This window comes from Pseudomonas sp. GZD-209 (genome assembly GCF_049310485.1).
GTDB lineage: Bacteria > Pseudomonadota > Gammaproteobacteria > Pseudomonadales > Pseudomonadaceae > Aquipseudomonas > Aquipseudomonas sichuanensis.
The window spans coordinates 1-19,353 of sequence record NZ_JBMOWQ010000111.1; the positions used below are offsets into that span (position 1 = coordinate 1).

The 19,353-nt window shown below is 63.7% G+C and carries 21 protein-coding genes; 6 read left to right on the forward strand and 15 right to left on the reverse strand.

Annotation, left to right across the window (positions count from 1 at the left end):
• Together ACO6VM_RS13850 and ACO6VM_RS13855 are read right to left on the reverse strand one after the other, a co-directional pair.
• Nucleotides 1-1,238: IS256 family transposase (locus ACO6VM_RS13850; protein ID WP_422403422.1), on the reverse strand; the 1,238-nt coding region annotated here is incomplete at its 3' end.
• A gap of 419 nt (nt 1,239-1,657) precedes the next feature.
• Complete coding sequence (locus ACO6VM_RS13855; RefSeq protein ID WP_390969388.1) at nt 1,658-2,440, reverse strand: class I SAM-dependent methyltransferase; 783 nt, start codon at nt 2,438-2,440, stop codon at nt 1,658-1,660.
• Between the two features lie 95 nt (nt 2,441-2,535).
• On the opposite strand from ACO6VM_RS13855, the gene ACO6VM_RS13860 reads away from it, so the two are divergent.
• Entirely contained in the window at nt 2,536-3,156 is a 621-nt protein-coding gene (locus ACO6VM_RS13860) for an energy transducer TonB (RefSeq protein ID WP_422403423.1), read from the forward strand.
• A gap of 88 nt (nt 3,157-3,244) precedes the next feature.
• Here the strand turns inward: ACO6VM_RS13860 and ACO6VM_RS13865 are convergent, their stop codons facing one another.
• From ACO6VM_RS13865 to ppc, 6 genes are all read right to left on the reverse strand, one after another.
• A complete protein-coding gene (locus tag ACO6VM_RS13865; protein ID WP_422403424.1) occupies nt 3,245-4,075 on the reverse strand; it encodes an isocitrate lyase/PEP mutase family protein in 831 nt (276 codons plus the stop codon).
• A gap of 32 nt (nt 4,076-4,107) precedes the next feature.
• Entirely contained in the window at nt 4,108-4,977 is an 870-nt protein-coding gene (locus tag ACO6VM_RS13870) for a DUF72 domain-containing protein (protein WP_401058744.1), read from the reverse strand.
• A gap of 3 nt (nt 4,978-4,980) precedes the next feature.
• Entirely contained in the window at nt 4,981-5,265 is a 285-nt protein-coding gene (locus tag ACO6VM_RS13875; RefSeq protein WP_110995541.1) for a hypothetical protein, read from the reverse strand.
• A gap of 130 nt (nt 5,266-5,395) precedes the next feature.
• Nucleotides 5,396-6,070 carry a tRNA (adenosine(37)-N6)-threonylcarbamoyltransferase complex dimerization subunit type 1 TsaB gene (gene tsaB, locus ACO6VM_RS13880; RefSeq protein ID WP_401058746.1) on the reverse strand — a complete coding sequence of 225 codons (675 nt, stop codon included), beginning with the start codon at nt 6,068-6,070 and terminating at the stop codon, nt 5,396-5,398.
• A gap of 90 nt (nt 6,071-6,160) precedes the next feature.
• Nucleotides 6,161-6,811 carry an adenylate kinase gene (gene adk / locus ACO6VM_RS13885; protein WP_422403425.1) on the reverse strand — a complete coding sequence of 217 codons (651 nt, stop codon included), beginning with the start codon at nt 6,809-6,811 and terminating at the stop codon, nt 6,161-6,163.
• A gap of 258 nt (nt 6,812-7,069) precedes the next feature.
• Nucleotides 7,070-9,697 carry a phosphoenolpyruvate carboxylase gene (gene ppc / locus ACO6VM_RS13890; protein ID WP_422403426.1) on the reverse strand — a complete coding sequence of 876 codons (2,628 nt, stop codon included), beginning with the start codon at nt 9,695-9,697 and terminating at the stop codon, nt 7,070-7,072.
• Between the two features lie 144 nt (nt 9,698-9,841).
• Between ppc and ACO6VM_RS13895 the strand changes: the two genes are divergently transcribed.
• The 5 genes from ACO6VM_RS13895 (at nt 9,842) to ACO6VM_RS13915 (ending at nt 12,394) form a co-directional block, all read left to right on the forward strand.
• Nucleotides 9,842-10,186: a pilin assembly protein gene (locus ACO6VM_RS13895; RefSeq protein WP_401058751.1), complete on the forward strand. Its 345-nt coding sequence runs from the start codon at nt 9,842-9,844 to the stop codon at nt 10,184-10,186.
• A gap of 262 nt (nt 10,187-10,448) precedes the next feature.
• Entirely contained in the window at nt 10,449-10,862 is a 414-nt protein-coding gene (locus tag ACO6VM_RS13900) for a DUF4398 domain-containing protein (RefSeq protein ID WP_125462894.1), read from the forward strand.
• Nucleotides 10,863-10,909: 47 nt separating this feature from the next.
• Nucleotides 10,910-11,698: an OmpA family protein gene (locus tag ACO6VM_RS13905; protein ID WP_422403427.1), complete on the forward strand. Its 789-nt coding sequence runs from the start codon at nt 10,910-10,912 to the stop codon at nt 11,696-11,698.
• A 140-nt stretch (nt 11,699-11,838) separates the two neighbouring features.
• On the forward strand, nt 11,839-12,123 hold the full coding sequence (locus ACO6VM_RS13910) for a type II toxin-antitoxin system Phd/YefM family antitoxin (protein ID WP_125857657.1): 285 nt from the start codon (nt 11,839-11,841) through the stop codon (nt 12,121-12,123).
• Nucleotides 12,077-12,394 (forward strand): type II toxin-antitoxin system RelE family toxin, encoded by a 318-nt coding sequence (locus ACO6VM_RS13915; RefSeq protein WP_422403428.1) that lies wholly within the window; start codon nt 12,077-12,079, stop codon nt 12,392-12,394. Before ACO6VM_RS13910 ends, ACO6VM_RS13915 begins: the two co-directional genes overlap by 47 nt.
• A gap of 28 nt (nt 12,395-12,422) precedes the next feature.
• Here the strand turns inward: ACO6VM_RS13915 and ACO6VM_RS13920 are convergent, their stop codons facing one another.
• The 7 genes from ACO6VM_RS13920 to prfB all read right to left on the reverse strand — a co-directional run bounded on the left by ACO6VM_RS13920 (nt 12,423) and on the right by prfB (nt 19,190).
• Complete coding sequence (locus tag ACO6VM_RS13920; RefSeq protein ID WP_401058757.1) at nt 12,423-12,749, reverse strand: hypothetical protein; 327 nt, start codon at nt 12,747-12,749, stop codon at nt 12,423-12,425.
• Nucleotides 12,746-13,669 carry an alpha/beta hydrolase gene (locus ACO6VM_RS13925; protein ID WP_422403429.1) on the reverse strand — a complete coding sequence of 308 codons (924 nt, stop codon included), beginning with the start codon at nt 13,667-13,669 and terminating at the stop codon, nt 12,746-12,748. The genes ACO6VM_RS13920 and ACO6VM_RS13925 overlap by 4 nt, the downstream gene beginning before the upstream one ends.
• Nucleotides 13,641-14,918 (reverse strand): flavohemoglobin expression-modulating QEGLA motif protein, encoded by a 1,278-nt coding sequence (locus ACO6VM_RS13930; protein WP_422403430.1) that lies wholly within the window; start codon nt 14,916-14,918, stop codon nt 13,641-13,643. The genes ACO6VM_RS13925 and ACO6VM_RS13930 overlap by 29 nt, the downstream gene beginning before the upstream one ends.
• A gap of 76 nt (nt 14,919-14,994) precedes the next feature.
• Nucleotides 14,995-15,543 carry a hypothetical protein gene (locus ACO6VM_RS13935; RefSeq protein WP_279847326.1) on the reverse strand — a complete coding sequence of 183 codons (549 nt, stop codon included), beginning with the start codon at nt 15,541-15,543 and terminating at the stop codon, nt 14,995-14,997.
• 29 nt (nt 15,544-15,572) lie between these two features.
• Nucleotides 15,573-16,277 (reverse strand): TetR/AcrR family transcriptional regulator, encoded by a 705-nt coding sequence (locus tag ACO6VM_RS13940; RefSeq protein WP_153786251.1) that lies wholly within the window; start codon nt 16,275-16,277, stop codon nt 15,573-15,575.
• A 222-nt stretch (nt 16,278-16,499) separates the two neighbouring features.
• Nucleotides 16,500-18,002: a lysine--tRNA ligase gene (gene lysS, locus ACO6VM_RS13945; protein WP_422403431.1), complete on the reverse strand. Its 1,503-nt coding sequence runs from the start codon at nt 18,000-18,002 to the stop codon at nt 16,500-16,502.
• A 92-nt stretch (nt 18,003-18,094) separates the two neighbouring features.
• Nucleotides 18,095-19,190, reverse strand: a protein-coding gene (gene prfB / locus ACO6VM_RS13950; protein ID WP_347149841.1) for a peptide chain release factor 2 whose coding sequence is annotated in 2 segments (ribosomal slippage) — nt 18,095-19,117 and nt 19,119-19,190 — 1,095 coding nt in all. Because the reading frame shifts where the segments join, the coding sequence is not laid out codon by codon here.
• Between the last annotated feature and the right edge of the window lie 163 nt (nt 19,191-19,353).

Genomic DNA, 19,353 nt, shown 5'->3' on the forward strand with positions numbered 1-19,353 from the left:
CTGATGAACCGATCTCCGTACAGAATCGCAAACTGATTCATTGCACTTTTCCAATCATGCGCCGCCGAGCCCCAATTCGCCGTGATGTTTCGCAGCCCCAGCCAGATCAGTTTGGTGGCTGCGTCATCGTTCGGAAAATGGCCCCGGGTCTTGATGATCTTGCGTAGCTGAGCATTGATGCTCTCAATGGCGTTGGTGGTGTAAATCACCTTCCTGATGGCCGGTGGGAAGACGAAAAATGGAATCACTCGATCCCAGGCGCGCCTCCAGGCAGCCACCACCGTCGGATATTTCTCGCCCCACGGCCCGCTCTCAAACTCATCGAGTGCTTGCTCAGCCGCTTCGGCATTGATGGCTTGGTAAATCGGTTTCAGCGCTTTGGCCAGCTCTCGACGCTTGTCCCACGCCGCATAGTCCAGGCTGTTGCGGATCAGGTGCACGATGCATGTCTGCAACGTCGTCTCTGGAAATACTGCGCTGAGGGCTTCTGGCATGCCTTTGAGGCCGTCGGTCACGGCAATCAGCACGTCCTCGACGCCACGCTTCTTGAGATCGTTAAAGACCTTCATCCAGAACTTTGCACCCTCGGTGTTCTCGATCCAGATGCCCAGGATATCGCGCGTCCCGTCGGGAAGAACGCCCAGCGCCAGGTAAATGGCCTTATTGCGCACCAGGCCTTCTTCGCGGATCTTCACCCGCAGCGCATCGAAGAAAATGACCGGGTACATCGGCTCCAGTGGCCGCTGCTGCCACGCGCCAATCTCTTCCATGACCTCGTCTGTCACAGAGCTGATGAAATCGGGTGAAACGTCGGTTCCATACTGCTCGGACAGGAAGGCCCGTATCTCTCTGACCGTCATTCCACGGGCGTACATGGCGATGATTTTGTCATCGAATCCGGTGTAACGGCGCTCATGCTTGGGGATCAGAATGGGCGAGAAGCTGCCGTCACGGTCCCGAGGGATATCCAGCCGTAGCGGGCCATCGCCTGTCAGCACAGTCTTGCCACTCGTGCCATTGCGCTGGTTGGTCTCATCCTCTGGGCGCTGCGCGCCCGGAGGATAGCCCAGGTGATGACCAAGTTCGGCGTTCAGGGCTCGCTCGATCAGTGCTTTCTTGAAGGCGGCAGAGGCCTCCTCAATGGCCTCGGCGGTCATCAGCGGGGTCGCGGAAAACTGTTCAAGCAGCTCTTTCGGGACCTTCGGTAACTCTCGAAGCGGTTTCTTTTTGGTTGGCATACATGCACCTCTTACTCATGGTATGCCCGAACACAAAATTTCTGACACCCTCGCCCGCTCCCACATCTGTTTCGGGCCAGTCTTTCCTGTGCCATCACCTGGTCCGCCTTGTTGGTACAACGCGGTTTTGGCGTGGTCGCTAACGCTGCTTCACATGACTCAAGGCATGCACCAAGGCAGGCACCGGCACTTTCACAGGAATAATTGGCCCGAAACAAATGTGGGAGCGGGCTTGTCCCGCGATGCGCCGCGCGGGCGGCGCTCGATCTGATAGGCGCTGAAAAAACCTCGCCGAACACCTGCCAGCCTCCCCGAACCCTTGAAAGGGACGCCTACCAAATCACCCCAAACACCGCGTCACATGCCACACCGACAGATATCCCGCCCCCGCGCCTACGACTTGCACCAACCACCTCAACTCAAACCTTCAACGCCTTCTTCGGGTAAATATCGTACCGACTCGACTTGCCCTCAAGGCTATGACTCGGCTTCGGCCCATCGATAATCGGCGCCTTGCGCGGCCGCTTGACCACCACCCGGTGCGAAGCCAACGCCAACGCCGCCTCGAGCAACGCCGGTGCATCCAGGTCATCACCGACCAACGGCCGGAACACCCGCATTTCCTTCTTCACCAGCGCGCTCTTGTCCCGATGCGGGAACATCGGATCAAGGTAGATCACCTGGGGCGCCTCCCCTTCCCACCCGCGCATGCGCTCGATGGCATTGCCAGTCAGCAGCCGCATGCGCTCGACGATAGCCCCCACCTCAAGATCCCCCCGCGCCCGCGCCAGGCCATCTTCCAGCAACGCTGCAATCAACGGCTGACGCTCGATCAAGGTCATCTGACAGCCCAGGCTGGCCAGCACGAACGCATCCTTGCCCAACCCCGCAGTGGCATCGAGCACCTGCGGCCGCACGCCCTGAGCGATACCCACCGCCTTGGCGATCATCTGCCCGCTGCCACCACCGAACAGCCGCCGATGCGCCGCCTGCCCCTCGACGAAATCCACCCGCACAGGGCCAGGCGCCTGCGGGCCCAGTTGCTGGATCTGCAGGCCATCGGCACCGACCTGCACGGCAAACCCGGCCGCCTCGTCGGCCAGCGGCAAGCCCAGGCGTTCGGCCCATGCCAACGCCTGCGCCTGGAATTCGGGGGCCAGTGCCTCGATCCTGATACCTGTGCCCAGCTCTTGCTCTACCATCGGATCCCGCACTCGAAATTAATTAATGAAACCCCGGCCTCAGCCGATACACGCAGTATCCGCTATTCTGCCAGAGCACAACGCGCGCGACTGCCATGTCAGACACTCTCCCCATCGGCTTGACCTACCTGTCGCCTGTCGGCAACTACGGTCGACAGAACTCCCAGGCACTGGGCGGCGTCAGCCACCTGTGGCAGGACTTCTTCGCCCGGGCCATGGCCGAGCAGCCGCAAGGGGAAATCGACAGCGTCAGCCAGGCGCTGGTGCAGTACGACAAAGAGAGTGGCGAACCCGTCGGCGGCGCCAGGGCCTTGGCCCTGATCGACGCCCAGCGCGCCCTGCCGGTGCATGACACCGAAATCACCCCTCCCGAGCCGCTGTTCCTGCCCAAGGCGGAGCTCGAGGCCAACCTGCTGGAACCGGCACCCGAACCCTTCAGCACCGCCGAGCTGATCACTCAGCAGCGTGACCTCGACATCAGCAACAGCTGGCTGCGCCCGGTGGTCATGAGCCAGGGCCATCCGATTGCCGAGCCCGGCCCCGCGCCATCGCCTCGCCCACTGTTCCTGCCGATCGCCGAATTCGAGATGAACCTGCTCGACCCGGCGCCAGAGCCCTTCGACGGGCCCACCCTGGCCAAGCAACAAAACGACCTGGAGTTCGATACCCATTGGGCCCGCCCAGTGGTGTTGAACAACGTCCGCGCATACGCCTGAGAACGCAGGCTTTCTGGCCGACACCGGGAGTGACGGCCGCACTGCACGATGCGCCGACCAATAGCCTAAAGGCTATGCGTACAGGGTCTCAGCGGCGAAACAGATCATTGAGCTGAGCAAATGGCATCGCCTGATCGCCATAGCCGAACGTGCCCTGTTCGCGGATTTCCAACGCCGCGCGCTGGAAGGCGCCTAGCGCGACGCGGGCCAGCGACGAACCGACGCTGATGCGCTTCACGCCCAGATCCTGCAACTGATTGACGCCAAGCGACACCCCCGGCATTCCCATCAGCACGTTTACCGGCTTGGGCGCCACGGCCTGCACCAACGCGCGAATCTCTTCGACGCTGCGCAGCCCAGGCGCATACAACACATCGGCACCGGCGTCGGCATAGGCCTGCAGGCGCCGGATGGTGTCGTCCAGATCCAGTTTGCCGTGCAGCAGGTTCTCGGCGCGGGCGCAGAGCGTGAACGGAAATGGCAGTTGGCGAGCGGCTTCCACGGCAGCGCGCACTCGCGCCACGGACAGGTCGAAGTCGTAGATCGGCGCCTCGCTGCGGCCACTGGCATCTTCGATCGAGCCGCCCACCAGGCCGCTTGCGGCGGCGCGCAGGATCGTCTGCGCACAGTCCTCGGGCAAATCGCCAAAGCCGTTTTCCAGGTCTGCCGCCACCGGCAGCGGCGTGGCATCCACGATGGCCTGGGCATTGGCCAGGGTTTCCTCGAGGCTCAGGGCGCCTTCGGTATCCGGGCGCCCCAGGCTGAACGCCAGCCCCGCACTGGTGGTGGCCAATGCCTCGAAGCCAAGGGCCGCGAGCATCCTGGCCGAGCCGGCATCCCAAGGGTTGGGAATGACGAATGCACCATCGCGCTCATGCAGCGCCTTGAAGGCTTCGGCTCGCAGGGTTTGCACATCCATGGTTCAACCTCCGGCAGATGAAGAGAGTGTCGTCAGAGTAGCCCTAGCTGTTCGACCTCGGGCGCGCGCGGCAATTCCGGCAACGCGGCCAGCCCGGGCAGGCGTGCCATCAGGCGCTGATGGAAATGCTGGGCAAGCGCTGCCGCCATCCGGTTGTCGGCGGTGTGCAGAAATACATAGGGGCTACGGCCCTCCTCGATCCACACCGCCACCTTGTCGACCCAGGGGGTAAGGAATGTTTCGTTGGCCGCAAGCTCAGGGTGACCGATGAAGCGCACCTGCGGATGCTGGCTGAACGCACACGGGCGCGGCGGCACCTTGGGCTTCTTGGACTGCGCATGCAGCACCCCAGGCTCACGGGATGTACAGCTGAACAGCGCTCGCGGGTCCAGGCAGATGCGCTCGACACCCCGCTCATGCAACAGCCGATTGAGCAGGCGTTCTTCGTCTCCACGGGCGAAGAACGCATCGTTGCGCACCTCAACGGCAACCGGCACGCCAACCTCATCCAGGAAATAGGCCAGCTCACCCATGCGCGAGGGCCCGAACTGTGCCGGCAACTGCAGCCAGTATGGGGACACGCGCTGCCCCAACGGCGCCATCAATCGGGTAAAGTCGATCGCCGAATCAAGTTGCGCGCGCAGATCCCCGGCATGGCTGACATCGCCCGGAAACTTGGCCGTGAAGCGAAAGCCCGCCGGCATGATCTGCGCCCAGCGCTCTACCGTCGCAGGTGCTGGCCGGGCATAAAAGGTAGTGTTGCCTTCCACGGCATTGAAGACCTGGCTGTACAAGCCGAGGAACTCAGCCGTGCGTGCATCGGCGGGATAGAGATACTCACGCCAGGCGTTTTCGCTCCAGGAGGGACAACCGAGAAAGTAGGGCTGGGGGGACGGAATCATCCGTCAAATGTACAGGTCCAGCCCCAGCACTTCCATATCCCAGTCGGTGAAGCCTGCGGTGGTCAGGTAGCTGGCCAGTGCCGTGGAGGTACGCCGGTCACGGGCGCGGGGGAAGATCAGGTCCTGCTGGCGGGCTGGCAGGTTGGCGCTGCGGCGGTTGGCACGGCTGGCCTGCTGCTCGGGCTCTTCGATGATCTCGGCGTCATCGATCGCTTCGTCACGCACCGGCGCTTTGCGCGGCGGGCGCTTGATGGGGTAACTCTGCGAGGAGAAGCCGTCGATACGCATGGCGTGGGCACTCAGGATCAATGATGGCAATTTAGCAGCATCAGAGATCCATCGCTAATGCCCGAACGATAACTGGACCACAGTTCGCGCAAAAGGTTTTATCGTGAACGGCGATAGCCGACGAACGACCTCAGCGTGCCTTGGGCGTAGCGACATTATCGCGCAGATACACCGGTTGCGCCTGCTCGGCGGCGACCGCTTCACCACGGGCCCAGGCATGGGTGGCCAGGGTGAGGATATCCAGGGCATTGGGCAGTGCAGCGGCATCGCTGGCGCTGGCCTGCACCGCCAGGCGCTCGGCCAGGCTCCAGCCAGTACCGGCACCAAACCACTCGCCGGCCAGGCCTTCAGGCAAGCTGACGCGCTCTGGTGCCACCACCACTTCCTGGCCAACCAGGCGCATCTCGCCCTGCTCCGCCCGGTAACAGCCCCAGTACACCTCGTCCATGCGCGCATCGATGGAAGCGGCGACCTGCTGCACGCCGTGCTCGCGCAACGCGCCCTGGGCCAGCGCCGCCAGGTTGGAGATCGGCAGCACCGGGCGCTGCAGGGCGAAGGCCAGGCCCTGGACCACCCCGATGGCGATGCGCACGCCGGTAAAGGCGCCCGGGCCGCGACCAAAGGCGATGGCATCCACGGCGCTCAGCGCCACGCCGGCATCGGCCAGCAACTGCTTGATCATCGGCAGCAGCTTCTGCGCGTGCAAGCGCGGGATCACCTCGTAATGGCTGGTCACCTTGCCGTCATGCAGCAGGGCGACGGAACAGGCTTCGGTGGCGGTATCCAGGGCCAGCAAGGTGGTCATCGAACGCGGTTTCCAAGGGACAGGGGAAAAAGAGCGGCAGTATAAACGACAACGGCCCGCAAGCGGGCCGTCGTGACGCACGGTGATGGATCAGCTCAGGGCTGCCAGCACCTTGGCGGTGATCGACTCGACCGAGCCGACGCCTTCGATGTGGCTGTACTTCGGCTTGCCGGCGTTGGCGGCCGACAGCTTCTGGTAGAAGTCCACCAGCGGCTTGGTCTGGCTGTGGTAGACCGACAGGCGATGACGCACGGTTTCTTCCTTGTCGTCGTCGCGCTGGATCAAGTCTTCGCCGGTGACATCGTCCTTGCCTTCCACTTTCGGCGGGTTGTACTGAATGTGGTAGGTGCGGCCCGAGGCCAGGTGTACGCGGCGGCCCGCCATGCGGCCGACGATCTCTTCGTCGTCCACGGCGATTTCGACCACGGCGTCGATGGCGACACCGGCAGCGACCATGGCTTCAGCTTGCGGGATGGTGCGCGGGAAACCGTCGAACAGGCAGCCGTTGGCGCAGTCCGGCTGGGCGATGCGCTCCTTGACCAGGCTGATGATCAACTCGTCGGAGACCAGTTGGCCGGCATCCATGACTTTCTTCAGTTCCAGACCCAGCGGGGTGCCGGCCTTGACGGCAGCACGCAGCATGTCGCCGGTGGAGATCTGGGGAATGCCGAACTTCTCGGTGATGAACTTTGCCTGAGTACCTTTACCGGCCCCGGGAGCTCCCAGCAGAATTACACGCATCTTGTGCTCCTCATATTTTTCTATGCAAATCAACGGATTCGGCGCACAAGGCCAACTCCGGAAAATCGGTCGAGACCGCAAATTCGGTCCAAAGGCTGCTCAAGATACACAGCCCCCGCCCCCCCGACAAGCGTCCCAACGGGGCAGCAAAGGGTCCGTCGCAGCCCCGCGAGGCTCCGGTTGCGCCCGGCGCAACCAGCCCTCGGGTTCAGGGTCGGCAGCTGATGGCTTGCCGACCGCAAGCGCGGCTTGAGCGCCTCAACCGGTATTGCGCAAACCGGCCGCGATGCCCGCCACGGTGACCAGCAGGGCCTGCTCCAACGGGCTGTCCAGAGCGGCTTCGCGGTTGCGCGAGCGGGCCAGCAGCTCGGCCTGAAGGCGATGCAAGGGGTCGAGGTAGGTGTTGCGCAGACGGATGAATTCCAGGGTTTCGGGGCTGTGCGCCAGTAGCACCGACTGCCCGGTCAGGCCCAGCACCACCTGGCACGACTGCGACAATAGGTCGCGCAGATGCGCACCCAATGGCAGCAGCTGCGGTTGCACTAGACGTTGGTCGTAGGCCTCGGCAATCTGCGCATCGGCCTTGGCCAGCACCATTTCCAGCATGTCGATACGGGTGCGGAAGAACGGCCACTGCTCGCGCATCTGCGCCAGCAGCTCGCCCTGGCCACGGGCCAGGGCATTGTTCAGCGCCGTTTCCCAGCCAAGCCAAGCCGGCAGCATGAGGCGGGTCTGGGTCCAGCCGAAAATCCATGGGATTGCCCGCAAGCTCTCAATGCCCCCGGCACGCCGCTTGGCCGGGCGGCTGCCCAGCGGCAGGCGGCCAAGCTCCTGTTCCGGGGTGGACTGGCGGAAGTACTCGACAAAGTCGGGGTTCTCCCGCACGACGCTGCGGTAAGCCTTGACCCCGTCGGCGGCCAACTGGTCCATCAGTGCGCGCCAGGCCGGTTGCGGCGGCGGGGGTGGCAGCAGGGTCGCCTCCAGCACCGCGGCCAGGTAGAGGTTGAGGTTCTGCTCGGCAATCCCCGGCAGGCCGAACTTGAAGCGGATCATCTCGCCCTGCTCGGTGGTACGGAAGCGCCCGCCCACCGACCCCGGCGGCTGCGACAGGATGGCCGCATGGGCCGGGCCGCCGCCGCGCCCGACCGTACCGCCACGGCCATGGAACAGCAGCAGTTCGACCTGGTGTTCGCGGCAGATGCGCACCAACTGCTCCTGAGCGCGGTACTGCGCCCAGGCCGCCGCCGTGGTGCCGGCGTCCTTGGCCGAGTCGGAATAGCCGATCATCACTTCCTGCGGCCCATGCAAGCCGGCCCGGTAGCCCGGCAGCCCGAGCAGGCGCTCCATCACCGGCCCGGCGTTGTCCAGGTCGGCGAGGGTCTCGAACAACGGCACCACGCGCATCGGCCGGGTCAGCCCGGCCTCCTTGAGCAGCAGTTGCACCGCCAGCACATCGGAGGCCGCACCGGCCATGGAAATCACATAGGAACCCAGCGAGGCAGCAGGCGCAGCGGCGATCTCGCGGCAGGTGGCAAGCACTTCAGCGGTATCGGCCTGGGGCTTGAAGTGCCCGGGCAGCAACGGGCGGCGGTTCTTCAGCTCCGCCTGGAGGAACTCGATGCGCCGCGCTTCGTCCCATTCGGCGTAGCACCCGAGCCCCAGGTAATCGGTGATCTCGCTCAGCGCATCGCGATGGCGGGCGGCATCCTGGCGCACGTCCAGGCGTACCAGGAACAGGCCGAAGGTCACTGCCCGGCGCAGGCAGTCGAGCAGCGGCCCGTCGGCAATCACCCCCATGCCGCATTCATGCAGCGACTGGAAGCACAGCTCCAGAGGCGCGATCAGGTCACGGTTGTCGACCAGCACGGCAGCGCTGGCCGGTTGCGCAGCCGCCAACGACGCCTGGGCCCAGGTACGGGTGGCGCGCAGACGGTCGCGCAGTTGCTTGAGCAGCGCGCGGTAAGGCTCGGCGCTGTCGCCGACCTGTTCGCGCAAGGCAGCGCTGGCCTGCTGCATCGACAGCTCGGCGGCCAGGTTCTCGATATCGCGCAGGAACAGGTCGGCGGCCATCCAGCGTGCCAGCAGCAGCACTTCGCGGGTCACGCTGGCGGTGACATTGGGGTTGCCGTCACGGTCGCCGCCCATCCACGAGGCGAAGCGGATCGGTGCGCTCTCCAGCGGCAGCCGCAGGCCGGTGGCCTGGAACAGCGCCGCATCGACCTTGCGCAGGTGGCTGGGGATGGCATGCCAGAGCGAATGCTCGATCACCGCGAAACCCCATTTGGCTTCGTCCACCGGCGTGGGCCGGGTGCGGCGGATCTCCTCGGTGTGCCAGGCCTCGGCGATCAGCCGGCGCAGGCGTTCGCGTACCTGCCCGCGCTCGGCGGGGCTCAGGTCGCGATGGTCCTGAGCTGCCAGTTGCGCGGCGATGGCGTCGTATTTCTGAATCAGGGTACGGCGGGCCACCTCGGTGGGGTGGGCAGTGAGCACCAGCTGGATGTCGAGCTTGGCCAACTGCCGGGCCAGTGCATCGTCGCTGTGCCCGGCCGCCTTGAGCCGGGCCAGCAGCTCGGGCAGCACCTGCGCCTCGAAAGGCTGCGGCTGGTCGGCATCGCGACGGCGAATCAACTGGTACTGCTCGGCGATGTTGGCCAGGTTGAGGAACTGGTTGAAGGCCCGCGCCACGGGTAGCAGGTCCTCTTCGGCCAGGTCGCCCAGGGTCGAGCTGAGCTTTTCACCCTCCACCAGCCGGTCGGCCTTGGCGCTGTGGCGGATGTCCTCGACTTTCTGCAGGAACGCCTCGCCATGCTGCTGACGGATGGTCTCGCCAAGCAGCTCCCCCAAAAGATGCACATCCTCGCGCAAACGCAGATCGATATCGCTCATCGGGCCTCTCCACTCCAGGAAACAGCAAGCCCCAAGAGTGCCGACTCCAGGCCGCGCCTGGCAAGCCGGGCGCGGGCAAAGCAACTAAAGTGAAGAGTGGTCATCCGAAGCAATGCCACTTTCGAGGCTTTGACAGAGGTCATCATGAAAATCCGCGAACTCGCCCAGCACTGGGAACAGAATGCCGCCGGACGCTTGAGCCCCACCGGGCATGTCCTGCACCTGGACATGGAAGCCGAAGCGCGCCTGGCCGCGCTGACCGAGATGTACCCCAAGCGCAGCCCTGAAGAGCTGCTTGGCGAACTGGTCGCCGCCGCGCTCGAAGAGCTGGAAGCCAGCTTCCCCTACATCAAGGGCCGGCAAGTGATCGCCACCGATGAAGAGGGTGATCCGCTGTACGAGGACATCGGCCCTACCCCTCGCTTCCTCGCCCTCTCCCGCCGTCACCTGGCAGCGCTCGGCAGCCCGGGCAAAAACGAACGCCACTAAGCCCTCACCCTCTGCGGGCCTTGCTCTAAGGCCCGCAGATACCTCCCGCGCAGCGCAAAGTTCCGCCCTTTTCGCGCTGACCAATCAGTCAGAAAAAAACTTCGTTAGCACAGCAATTTTTCTGAACTATCCAAAAAACGCCTCGGTCACAGCCAGTAGCCATCACGGCAGAACCCTGCAAACACGGGCGTTGCAGCGCACGCCTTGGCTAGGGAACAACGATGGACCGGTCGCGGACATCGTCGTTAACAGGAGTGACCCAATGGAGTTGACCACCATGAAGACCCGCATTGCAAAACCCTCCACCACTCACCTGCGCGGGCTGAAGCTGGCCGCACTGGCCCTGGGCAGCAGCCTGGTGCTGGCCGGTTGCGCCGGCAAGCCGCCCACCGAGCAGTATGCCGTCAGCCAGTCGGCAGTGAACGCTGCCGTCAGTGCCGGCGGTACCGAGTTCGCCGCAGTGGAAATGAAAGCGGCCCAGGACAAGTTCAAGCAGGCCGAGATTGCCATGCACGACAAGCAGTACGACCAGGCCCGCATGCTCGCCGAACAGGCTGAATGGGATGCCCGTGTCGCTGAACGCAAGGCCCAGGCCGCCAAGGCCCAGAAGGCTGTGCAGGACGCCCGCCAGGGTGTCCAGGACGTACGTGAAGAAGGCCTGCGCAGCGCCGAATAGGCCTGCCGCGCCCCCAAGCCTTCGCTAACGATCAAAGGATGAACACTATGCGCAATTACGTCATGATTCCCGCCCTGCTGGCCCTGAGCGTCGGCCTTGCCGCCTGCTCCCACGACCCGAACGCCAACCTCGAATCGGCCCGCAGCAATTTCTCGGCGCTGCAGAGCGACCCACAGTCGAGCAAGGTGGCCGCCCTCGAAACCAAGGACGCCCAGGACTGGCTGAACAAGGCCGACAAGGCCTATATGGAGCGTGAGGACAGCAAGAAGGTCGACCAGCTCGCCTACCTCACCAGCCAGCGCGTCGAAGTGGCCAAGCAGACCATCACCCTGCGCACGGCCGAGGCCGAGCTGAAGAACTCTGCCGCGCAACGCGCCCAGGCCAAGCTCGATGCCCGTGACGCGCAGATCAAGAAGCTGCAGGACAGCCTCAATGCCAAGCAGACCGAGCGCGGCACGCTGGTGACCTTCGGCGACGTACTGTTCGACTTCAACAAGGCCGAACTCAAGAGCAGTGCCTACCCCAACGTCACCAAACTGGCGCAGTTCCTCCAGGAGAACCCGGAGCGCAAGGTGATCGTCGAGGGCTACACCGACAGCGTCGGCTCGGCCAACTACAACCAGAGCCTGTCCGAGCGCCGCGCCGCTGCCGTGCGCATGGCGCTGGTACGTGCCGGGGTGGACCCTGCGCGCATCGTCGCCCAGGGCTACGGCAAGGAGTATCCGGTGGCCGACAACGGCAGCAACTCCGGCCGTGCGCAGAACCGTCGGGTGGAAGTGACCATCTCCAACGATAACCAGCCGGTGATGCCGCGGGCGGTGAGCCAAGTGCAATGAGGGCTGCTGGCTGAATGAAAAAACCCGCCTGATGGCGGGTTTTTTCATGCTTGGCCTTTCGTCAAAAGCACCTTTAAAGACACCTTTCAAAGCACTAAACTGACGCAGCCATTCTTCTCGATAAAAGGGTTGATACAACTATGACCTTCCACGTCCTCGCCGATCTGGCAGCATCCATCACCGACCTTAAGAAAGACCCAATGGGCACCATTCGCGAAGCGCACGGTGAAACCGTGGTGATCCTCAATCGGAACGAGCCTGCCTTCTACGCAGTACCACCAGCGCGCTACGAGGCGATGATGGATCTGATTGACGATATCCAACTGGCCGAACTGGTACGCCAGCGACTTGGCGGGCCTACAGTGAGGGTGGATATCGATGAGCTCATCGCCGACGCAGAGCGCGACAGCAAGCTACAACCTTGAGTTTGATTCACGGGCGCAGAAGGAATACCGCAAGCTCGAGCCCCAATTGCGCCTGCAGCTTGCCAAGAAACTCAAGGCTCGACTGGCTCAACCCAGAGTCGAAAAAGACCGGCTCAATAACATGGCCGATTGCTACAAGATCAAATTGAGATCAGCCGGCTACCGCTTGGTCTACAAGGTGATTGATCAACGCGTGGTAGTGCTTGTCATCGCGATCGGCAAACGTGAAAGATGCGATGTCTACTCAGTCGCGAGCGCGCGATTGAACTGATAGGGCCGTATTGCAGCGGCCCCATCGTTCACTGCGTCTGCTGCGGCGTCTCCTGCCCCATGCAGCGCACCGCGCGCTTGCGGTTGTCCACCAGCACGCCGGTCAAGCCTTTCTGCGCGGTGTCGAACATCACCAATACACCATCGATACACTGGGCCACCTGCGGCGCCGGCTCCAGCGAAACTTTGTAGTCCTCGCCCGGGATGGTCTTGAGCATGGTGAAGTCCTGCAGCAACAGGGCATCTTCAGGCTTGGCGAAATGCAGGTAGCCGTAATACCAAAGGGCCCCCACCGTCACGATGATGCTGCCGACGCCGGTCAGGATCAGCGGGATGGCGTTGCGTTCTTCACTCATTGCTTGTTCTTCTCGTCAGGGTAATTGGGTACTTCGGCCAGGCGGCGCAGGCCGTTGAAATGCGTGGGGTCGTCCAGAAAGCGCAGCATCACCTGGCGCCAGGTCGGGTCGGCGAAGGTTTGCACGTGGCCGCCGCGGGTCAATTGCAGCACCCGCGGGGGCGGAGCGTGCTGGTACAGGCGAATGCCATTGTCCAGGGGCACCAGCCTGTCATCGATGCTGTGGAAGAACAGCTTCGGCGGGCTGGCCAGCTGTTCGATGGAGCGGATCGCGCTGTCGCCGTCGGGTACCAGCCACGACAGCGGCACCTGCAGCGGCCAGGTCATCCAGGAGGTACTGAGGGCATAGCGGCCCACCGCCCGGTAACTGGCCGGCACACCGTCGAACACCAGCGCGCTGAAGCGCTCGCGCAGCTGCGGGTGCGCCGCCAGGTAATGGATGGCCATGGCGCCGCCGAGGCTCTGGCCCAGCAGCACCAATGGCTTGCCCTGCACCTCGGGGGCGCGGTCCAGCCAGGCCATGGCCGCCGCGATGTCTTCATAGACCTCAGGCAAGGTGGCCTTGCCCTGGGACAGGCCATAGCCCCGGTAGTCGATCATCAGCACCTGGTACCCCTGCTCCGGCAGCCAGTAGCTACCCCCCAGGTGGCCCGCCAGGTTGCCGCCGTTGCCATGCAGGTGCAGCACCGTGCCCTTGACCTCGACACCGGCCTTGGCCGGCAACCACCAGCCGTGCAGGCGAACGCCGTCAGCGGCGGTCAGGGTGACATCGCGGTAGTCGAGTTTGGCCCGCTCAGGAGTAAACGGCTGACCGCGCTCAGGGTAGAACAGTAGGCTGCTGCAGCCACTCAACAGCAGCAGCCCAAGGCCGAAGGCGAGGTGACGGCAGGCGTCAGAGAATGTTCGCGTAGTCGGCTTCAATACGGTCCAGGCTCAGGTGGTTGAGGAAGTTGGAGAAGCACATCCAGGCCGACAGCGCGTTGAGGTCGCGGAACTGCTCCGGTAGGTACTTGGGTGGCTCCACCAGCCCTTCTTCGACCAGCTGGCGCAAGGTGCGCATGTCTTCCAGGGTGGTCTTGCCGCAGAACAGCAACGGGATCTGTTCCAACTTGCCCTTCTTCACGGCCAACTGAATGTAGTTGTAAACCATGATGAAGCCCTTGAGGTAGGACAAGTCCTTGGTGAATGGCAGGCCATTGGGTACCGAGCCGCGGAACACCCGGCTGGCGTTGCTGTAGCTCTGCCCCATCTCGAAGCCCTGGCCACGGAAGAACTCGTAGACCTGCATGAAATCCGCGCCCTCCTCGACCATGTGGATGGCCCGGGTGCGGTTGGTGAGCTTGCGCAGGCGGCTGGGGTAGGAGGCAAAGGCGATCACTTCCATCAGGATCGCCAGGCCCTCCTGGGTCACCGTGGACGAGGGCGGGCCCTTGGCCAGGAAGGTACAGATCGGCTGGTTCAGGCCATTGAGGGTGGTGCCGACATGCACCAGGCCTTCGTGTACCTCCAGGGCGCGCACGTCGCGGTTGTTGAACATTGCGTCGGCGCGCACCTTGATGTAGTCGGCGCCGGCCGCCGCGTCGGCGACGATGCCGTCCGACTCGAATACGCGAATGGTTTCCTCGGCCTCGCCGAACACCTTGTTCAGGCGGCGCTGGAGGATCGCCACCGCCTCTTTCGCCGTGAGGTTCTTCGGCTCGTCCTTGAGGTCGCCACGGCCGTCGATGTTGTTCAGGTAGTCCGAGAGCATCAGCCCCAGGTCGGCGAGGGTCGGGTCACCGGCATGGAAAGCGTCGGAGGCCGCGCCGTACAGCTCCTGGGAAATCAGCCCGAAGTCCTCGGTGCCGCGCGCTTCGAGCATGCGCACCACCATGCGGTATTCCTTGCACATGCGTCGCATGATCTGCCCGACCGGGTTGAACTGGCCAAGCTGGCGGGTGATGTCACGCTCGATGCTCTGGAACTCGGCCTTCACCGCGCTGGAATCGAACGACAAGGGCCGGTTCTGGTAGTAGGCACGGTCCACCGCGGGTGGTTCCTTGCCTTTGGCCTTGAGGAAGCCCTGGCGGATGCCGTCGTCCCATTTCACCGCATCGAGCACGCGAATGGGGGTTTGCGCGGCCACGATGCGGTCGGACAACGTACGTATGGTCTGCTGGTACTCGTCCACCTGGGGACTCCTTTGTCGAGCCTGTCGCGGGGCAAGCCCGCTCCCACGGGATCTGCGACAGGCCGGTACGGTAACTCTATTTGCCGGAGCGCTGGAAGCGCGCCACCTCGACGAACAGGTCGGAGTTGGCTGGGTCGTCCAGGTACGCCAGCACACGCGCCGACGGGCTGTCGATCAACACACCCTCGCCATTCTCTTCGGGGACTTCGATGCTTCGCCCACTCAGTTCCTTCTTGTCGACGGCCTGCTGCACCTGCTCGACATCGAGGTTGTAGACCACCAGTTCCTTGCCCTCGACGATATCGAAACCGCCAATCAGGAAGTTGCCCCCCAGCCGCTTGGGCACACCGGCCGACATGTACCAGCGGTTGCCATGGCGCGACACCGTGAACACGTACTCTTCAGGGGCCTTGCCCTTGGCGGTCGCCACTGCCTTGTAGGCATCGCCGCCGCTGCGGCTGATGGTGAGTTTCAGTGGCTCGCCCCAGGCGTCCTTGCTGCTCCATTTGCCAAGCAGGGCCTTGGGCGCTGCCTGATTGCTCGGCAGCGGTTCATGGAAGGCCACCAGACAACCGCCCAGCAAGAGGAATGACAACGTCAACAACACCACACGCCAGGCTTTCATCGGGTTCTCCTTGAGAATTCGTTCGCAGCTCAAGCCGAGGCCAGCACCATCTGCAGGTATCGGACAAGGATAGCGAGCATCTGCTCATCGGCCTGCGCATTCGCGTCCTTGAGCAGGCCCTGATATTCCATCTGCTCGATTATCGCCGTCAACATCTGCGCATCCTGCTCGGGCTGGCGCGAGCCGACCACCTGGAGCATCTGCCGCGCGCCGTGCAGCAGGATCTGCTCATGGGCGCACACCAGTTCGGCCAGGCGTGGGCACAGCAGCGCTTCCTGGCGGAAGGCCTGCTCGGCCATAAGGAAGTCGCGACGGTTGTGCAGCTGGCGGGTCACGTAGTCGGCAGTCATGCGCGCCACCTCGTCGGCCAGGCGCGCCCGCGCCTGTGGGCTGCCGTCACCCTGGGCGAGCAACTGGCGCAGCACGCCTTCGGTGTTGGCCCAGAGCTTGGCCATGTAGGCGGCGCTGCGCTCGACGTACTGGGCGAAGGTATCGGCCAGCAGGTCCTGGATGTCCTTGAAGTAGTAAGTGGTGGCCGACAGCGGCACGCCGGCCTCGGCAGCCACGGCACGGTGGCGCACACCGCGCACACCGTCGCGCACGACGATGCGCATGGCGGCGTCGAGGATCTGCTGGCGGCGCTGCTCGCTGCCCTGGCGGGCGGTCTTGCGGCCTTGGTATTGCACGCTTTCGGCGACGGCGGTGGCGATGCCGGCGGCGCCTTGTGGGGCCATTGCGGGGGTCACTCTGGTTTACCTCATGAACAATGGATTGCCGGTACCGGCCTCATCGCGGGGCAAGCCCGCTCCCACGTTACACCACTGGGCCTGAGCGTTGTGGTGTGACGTGGGAGCGGCGGTGCGCCGATGCGACTTGCCCCGCGAAGAGGCCGGCACTGACGACATAAAGCTTCAGGCAAGAAAAAGCCGCCTCGAAAGGCGGCTTGTTCAGGACACTCAGGCCTGCGGACGCATGTGCGGGAACAGGATCACGTCGCGGATCGACGGCGAGTTGGTCAGCAGCATGACCAGGCGGTCGATACCGATGCCTTCACCAGCGGTCGGCGGCATGCCGTATTCCAGCGCACGGACGAAGTCGGCGTCGTAGTGCATGGCTTCGTCGTCACCGGCGTCTTTCTCGGCCACCTGGGCCAGGAAACGCTCGGCCTGGTCTTCCGCGTCGTTGAGCTCGGAGTAGGCGTTGGCGATTTCGCGGCCACCGATGAACAGCTCGAAGCGGTCGGTCACAGCCGGGTTGTCGTCGTTGCGACGGGCCAGCGGCGACACTTCGAACGGGTACTCGGTGATGAAGTGCGGCTGCTCCAGCTTGTGCTCCACCAGCTCTTCGAAAATCATCACCTGCAGCTTGCCCAGGCCTTCGTGGCCGAGCACCTTGGCACCGGCCTGCTTGGCGATGGCGCGGGCTTTGTCGACATCCTGCAAGTCGGCAGCGGTCAGCTCAGGGTTGTACTTGAGGATCGAGTCGAACACCGACAGGCGCACGAACGGCTCGCCGAAGTGGAACACCTTGTCGCCGTACGGCACGTCGGTGCTGCCCAGTACCAGCTGCGCCAGCTCGCGGAACAGCTCTTCGGTGAGGTCCATGTTGTCGTTGTAGTCGGCGTAGGCCTGGTAGAACTCGAGCATGGTGAACTCGGGGTTGTGCCGGGTCGAGACGCCTTCGTTACGGAAGTTGCGGTTGATCTCGAAGACTTTCTCGAAGCCACCGACTACCAGGCGCTTGAGGTACAGCTCCGGCGCGATACGCAGGAACATGGCCATGTCCAGCGCGTTGTGGTGGGTTTCGAACGGCTTGGCCGCGGCGCCGCCGGGGATGGTCTGCAGCATCGGCGTTTCGACTTCAAGGAAGTCACGCTCGATGAGGAACTTGCGGATGTGCGAGATCACCTGCGAGCGCACACGGAAGGTGTGGCGGGTTTCCTCGTTGACCATCAGGTCGACGTAACGCTGGCGATAGCGCTGCTCGGTGTCGGTCAGGCCGTGGTGCTTGTCCGGCAGCGGGCGCAGCGACTTGGTCAGCAGGCGCACGTTGGTCATTTCGACGTACAGGTCGCCCTTGCCGGAACGAGCCAGGGTGCCTTCGGCGCTGATGATGTCGCCCAGGTCCCAGGTCTTGACTGCGGCCAGGGTTTCTTCGGACAGGGTCTTGCGGTTGACGTAGACCTGGATGCGACCGGTCATGTCCTGGATAACCATGAACGAGCCACGGTTGAGCATGATGCGGCCAGCCACCTTGACCGGGATCGCGGCTGCTTCCAGCTCTTCCTTGGTCTTGTCCGCGTACTGTTTCTGCAGGTCGTTGCAGTAGCTGTCGCGACGGAAGTCGTTGGGGAAGGCGTTGCCTTTGGCGCGCTCGGCGGCAAGCTTTTCCTTGCGCAGCGCGATCAGGGCGTTTTCTTCCTGTTGCAGGTCTTGCGATTCGGTCTTGAGGTCGCTCATGTCGTCATTCTTTCCATCAGGTGTTCGTTGCCCTCGCGGGTGAGGGATCGCGGGGCAAGCCCGCTCCCACGGGCCTGCCACGGCGTAGATGCTTACAGCCCCTGCTTGAGGCTCGCTTCGAGGTACTGGTCGATATCGCCGTCGAGGACTTTGTTGCAGTCGCTACGCTCGACGCCGGTACGCAGGTCCTTGATACGCGAGTCATCGAGTACATAGGAGCGGATCTGGTGACCCCAGCCGATATCCGACTTGCTGTCTTCCAGGGCTTGCGAGGCGGCGTTGCGCTTCTGCATTTCCAGCTCGTACAACTTGGCCCGCAGCATTTTCATGGCGGTGTCCTTGTTGGCGTGCTGGGAACGTTCGTTCTGGCAGGCCACCACGGTGTTGGTCGGCACGTGGGTGATACGCACCGCCGAGTCGGTGGTGTTAACGTGCTGGCCGCCGGCGCCGGAGGAGCGGTAGGTGTCGATGCGCAGGTCGGACGGGTTGATCTCGATCTCGACCTTGTCGTCGATCTCGGGCGAAACGAATACCGCCGAGAACGAGGTGTGACGGCGGGCGCCGGAGTCGAACGGGCTCTTGCGCACCAGGCGGTGCACGCCGATCTCGGTGCGCAGCCAGCCGAAGGCGTACTCGCCCTTGATGTGCACGGTGGCGCCCTTGATGCCGGCGACTTCACCTTCGGACAGCTCGATGATGGTGGCGTCGAAACCGCGCTTGTCGGCCCAGCGCAGGTACATGCGCAGCAGGATGTTGGCCCAGTCCTGCGCCTCGGTGCCGCCGGAGCCGGCCTGGATGTCCAGGTAGGCGTTGTTCGGGTCCATCTCGCCGCTGAACATACGACGGAACTCGAGCAGGGCCAGGGACTCTTCCAGCTTCTGCAGCTCGGCGACCACGTCGTCCACGGCGCCTTCGTCGTTTTCTTCGACGGCCATGTCCAGCAGATCGCGGGAGTCGACCAGGCCGCTGGCCAAGCCGTCGAGGGTGCCGACGATCTGCTTCAGCGAGGCCAGCTCTTTACCCAGTGCCTGGGCATATTCGGGTTTGTTCCAGACGGCCGGGTCTTCCAGCTCGCGGTTTACTTCGACCAGACGATCATGCTTGTGATCGTAGTCAAAGATACCCCCGAATGGACTCGGAACGCTCGGTGAGGTCCTTGATGGTGTTCAGGATCGGTTGGATTTCCATGGGCGGGCAGCTCTCGTGCGAATTCGGTGAAAAGCCCGCGAGTATAACCGAGTCCGCGCCGTGACGGCAGACCCGCCGGGCAGGCGTCGCAATCAGCCATGCACGCCCCCTGTAGGAGCGGCCTTGTGCCGCGATGGGCCGCAAAGCGGCCCCGGGATATCAG